5 protein-coding genes are annotated in these 4269 nt (G+C 32.4%); 4 read left to right on the top strand and 1 reads right to left on the bottom strand.

Annotation, left to right across the window (positions count from 1 at the left end; genetic code table 11):
- Window positions 1-276 precede the first annotated feature (276 nt).
- The 4 genes from IJI80_RS07405 (at window position 277) to IJI80_RS07420 (ending at window position 3405) form a co-directional block, all read left to right on the top strand.
- A complete protein-coding gene (locus tag IJI80_RS07405; protein WP_292788932.1) occupies window positions 277-882 on the top strand; it encodes a DUF6198 family protein in 606 nt (201 codons plus the stop codon).
- 38 nt (window positions 883-920) lie between these two features.
- The gene (locus tag IJI80_RS07410) at window positions 921-2069 is read left to right on the top strand and encodes an aldo/keto reductase (protein WP_292788936.1); all 1149 of its coding nucleotides are present in this window, start codon (window positions 921-923) and stop codon (window positions 2067-2069) included.
- 243 nt (window positions 2070-2312) lie between these two features.
- Window positions 2313-2771, top strand: coding sequence for a MarR family winged helix-turn-helix transcriptional regulator (locus IJI80_RS07415; RefSeq protein ID WP_292775800.1), 459 nt, complete (start codon window positions 2313-2315; stop codon window positions 2769-2771).
- 37 nt (window positions 2772-2808) lie between these two features.
- The gene (locus IJI80_RS07420; protein WP_292788939.1) at window positions 2809-3405 is read left to right on the top strand and encodes an HXXEE domain-containing protein; all 597 of its coding nucleotides are present in this window, start codon (window positions 2809-2811) and stop codon (window positions 3403-3405) included.
- An 80-nt stretch (window positions 3406-3485) separates the two neighbouring features.
- Here the strand turns inward: IJI80_RS07420 and IJI80_RS07425 are convergent, their stop codons facing one another.
- Entirely contained in the window at window positions 3486-3923 is a 438-nt protein-coding gene (locus IJI80_RS07425; RefSeq protein WP_292788942.1) for an NUDIX domain-containing protein, read from the bottom strand.
- Window positions 3924-4269: the final 346 nt, after the last annotated feature.

Raw genomic sequence — 4269 nt, forward strand, 5'->3', positions numbered from 1 at the left:
AAGCCATTTGTAGCACAGCCGGACTTTTTAGCTGATTGGAAAGCGAATGGGGATGGAGTTTCAATTTGCCAAAGCTGCAATAACTGTTACTCCAAGAAAGAGAGCACTTGTTTTAAATTTAAATAATCTGTTTTTTCTCTTTTCCTTTTTATTTTTTTTCAGTTATTTTTACTTTTTATAGCTATTTTTCTATATTTTTTTTAAAAAATTATTTAAGTATTCTAAAGCAAACTATATTTTATGCAATTAAAAAAGATTTTAAGATATGTCATTTATTTGTTTTCACTATTTCTCATATCTTTAGGTGCAGCCATATCAATCAAGGCAAACTTAGGAACCTCTCCTATCATTTGTCTTCCGTATGTTTCAAGTCTTATATTGAAAATGAGTGTTGGAACCGTTTGTTTGATATTTAATGTAATTTTTATAGCTGTACAGATAATTCTTTTAAGGGGCGATTTTGAAAGAAGGCAGTATTTGCAGATAGTTGTAGGGACAATCTTCTCCCTTTCCATAGACTTTTCAATGATGCTGGTAAGCTTTTTAAATCCTGCAGACTATTTAAGTCAATTTGCAACACTTCTCTTAAGCTGTCTTGTAGTGGCATTTGGTGTTTTGCTGGAGGTCCAAACGGAAGTGGTTTATCTTCCTCCTGATGGAATTATAGTAGCTATTTCAAAGGTTTTAAAAAAAGAGTTTCCAAAGGTAAAGCCTTTCTTTGACACAAGTCTGGTTCTAACAGCAGCGATTTTGTCTGTAGTATTTTTAGGCTACCTGGCTGGAGTCCGTGAAGGAACCATCATCTCAGCTCTAATCATTGGACCTATAGTAAAGGTTCTTCAAAACCATTTCAATCCCTATGTTGAGGCTTTGATTAGCTAATATTATAATCCCGTTTTAATTGTTTGGAGATTATTATCATGAAATACAGAAAATTAGGTAACACAGGTTTAGAAGTGTCAGAAGTGGCATTTGGAGCTGAATTTTTAGTTGAAAGACCTTATGAAGATGCAGAAGAACTAATCAGAATCTGTGAAGCAAATGGAATAAACTTCCTGGACTGCTGGATGAGTGAGCCTGGAGTGCGTTCCAATTTAGGTCAGGCAATTAAGGATACCCGTGAGAGATGGATCATTCAGGGGCACATTGGTTCAACATGGCAAAACGAGCAGTATGTAAGAACCCGTGAAATGGATAAGGTGATTCCTGCATTTGAAGACTTTATGGAAAGGTTCCAAATAGACAGACTGGATTTTGGAATGATCCATTATGTTGATGAAATGGCTGATTATGAAGAGATAATGAATGGGGAGTTCATTGAATATGTAAGAAAACTTAAAAGAAAAGGAACAATCGATCACATTGGACTTTCTACCCATAACCCTGAAATTGGAAGGCTTGCAGCATTGAACCCTGAAATAGAGCTCTTGATGTTTTCAATCAATCCTGCATTTGACATGTTCGAGCCTACAGACAACATTGAGGATTATAGAAATGATGAAATGTACAATGATGAAATGGAAGGGCTAAACCCTCAAAGGGCAGAGCTCTACAGCTTATGTGAGGAAACAGGAACTGCACTTACAGTAATGAAAGGATTTGCAGGAGGCAACCTTTTGTCTGCTGAGACATCTCCATTTGGAGTTGCATTAAGTCCTATTCAATGCATTCATTATGCACTTTCCCAAGATGGGGTTTGCAGCATATTTGTTGGAGTAAAGAATCCTGATGAGCTTATGGAAGCTATTGGCTACTGTGATGCAACAGAAGAAGAGAAGGACTTTAGAGAAGTTTTAAGGAATGCTCCTAACCATTCATTTGAAGGGCAATGTACCTATTGCGGCCATTGTCAGCCATGCGCTGCAGAAATAAATATTGCTATGGTAAACAAATTGTATGACCTTGCCAAAAATCAGGAAAAGGTTCCAGATAGCATTCGTGAGCATTACAATAATTTATCCTATAATGCAAGCGATTGTACCGGCTGCGAGGAATGTGAGGCCAGATGCCCATTCAATGTAAAGATAGCGGATGTAATGGCCAAAGCCGAAAGGCTATTTAATATCTAATCATTTTACATTCTCTTCTTTTTTTCTTTTTATTATTTTTTTAATCTTCTTTTCATCTCTTTTGTATGCATTTTTATTTTTATTATATTCTGTTTCCTAATTTTTTATTTTTTTTATAGAAAAGCTTTTTAATTTTCCCATTATCAAAATATTTAAATATCATTATTCACTTAATTATAATTAAACTTATCATGATAAGTTTTATTTTAATCATATCTAAAATTAATAATTTATAGTGATTTTATGGATTTATTGGAGATATTTGAAAATTTTGACACGGTTCCTGCATTTCCTGCATTGAACATGATCATTAAGTGGCACACCAAATTCTTTGAAGATAAGCTGGAAGGAACAAATGTCAATCCTTCAGAGTTGCCTTATATCATTAGAATAGGTGAACAAAATGGGGAGCTTACTCAAAAGGATTTATCCAATCTTTTTTTAGTTTCAGAACCTGTAGTTGCAAGGACATTAAAGAATTTAGAGAAAAAAGGATTTATTATTCGAAGCATTGATCAAAAGAATAAGACAAGAAGATTAATTTCCCTTTCTTCAAAAGGTTTTGAAATCAGGGAAAAAACACTTCATCTTGAAGAGGACTGGTGCAACAGTTTATTCAAGGTTTTAAGTGAAGATGAAAAAAGGAAGTTTAATGAAATTTTAGGTATTTTAGCAATAGAATCCGTCAGGAATTATTATTGATTTTTTATAATATTAAAAATTATATTGGAGGGAAAGCATGATAGATTTTCTAAAAAAGTATAATCTTTATATTCTTATTGCATTAGTTGCAATAATGACAATATATGATTTTTTAAACTGGGATAGCATTTCAATAGTGAGAAAATTAATGAATCTCTTCGGTGTGCTTTTCATTTTACATGAGGTTGAAGAAAAGTACTGGCCGGGAGGCTTTCATAAGCTAATGCTAAAAAAGTTGAAAGTGGATATAAATGATTTTGATGTGGGAAGCGCTAATTTATGCGTATTTTTATTCTTATTGGCTTATTTGGCTCTTGGATACATATTTGACAATATTGTATTTTTCTTCATCATGACAATTGTCTTATCAATCTTTGAGGCATTTATTCACACTGCAGGAATAAAGATTCATAAATTGGACAAGCCATATACTCCAGGATTAGTTACAGCATGGTTAATGGCAATTGCTGCAATATACTCAATAATTCAATTGAATAAATATGGTCTTGCAGGTCCGCTTGATTATTTAATTGGGCTTATTTTGTTCATAATAAGCTTTATGATTTTAGGTTCTCAAGTGTATAAGCAATTTGGATTAAGCATAAAAGAAGTCATAAAAAGAGTTAGAGGATAGAAATATAAAATAATGTTTTTATTTTTCCACCTCAAAATTTCTTTTTTTAATTATTTTATTATTTTATATCTTAAAATTTTTCATATCTTAAAATTTCTTTTTTCTAGGGTTTTTCTTAATGTAGGAGTTACCAAATCACCATCATAAAGTTCTTTTAGTTCTTCCATACTTGCCCATTTAAAATCGTCATGTTCTGAGCTTATTTGAAGCTCTCCATCAATAATTTCAAGATTCATCATAATTTGAAGAGTGCTAATAGGTCTGTTTGTTCTGCGGCTTATGAATTCATCTTGCACTACCTCAAATAAGCTTAATATATTTACATCAAGATTTGTCTCTTCCTTGAATTCCCTAACTAAGGCTTCATCAAAGAACTCGCCAGGATCCACTTTGCCTCCTGGAAGCTCATATTTTTGCGGATTGTTTCTTGAACTTGGATGCCTTCTGACTATCAATATCTTATCTTCTTTTCTAACTATTCCCCTTACAGTCAATCCCCAATCTCTTTTATTGCTCATTCCATCACCTCTCCTAATTTTTATCATTGCATTTGGTTTTTTATTTTAAAAGTTTTATTCCCTACTATTCTATATGATTTCATTTCATTAATAAAATGTCACATTTTTTGAGTCGGATAATCTAGTTCCTTAAATAATTTTATATATTAGTTTAAATAGATATTTATTGAAAACTTATTTTTGATTATTATCAGATAATTATTCGTGATTAAAATTTTTTTTATCGGAGGCTCAAAATGGATTTAAATATAAAAACAAACGATAAAGGCCATTTGGATATTGGTGGTGCTGATGCTTGCGACCTTGTGGAACAATATGGCACTCCTATCTATGTAATTGATGAAGA

The sequence above is a fragment of the Methanobrevibacter sp. genome (assembly GCF_017432245.1).
Taxonomy (GTDB): Archaea; Methanobacteriota; Methanobacteria; order Methanobacteriales; family Methanobacteriaceae; genus Methanobrevibacter.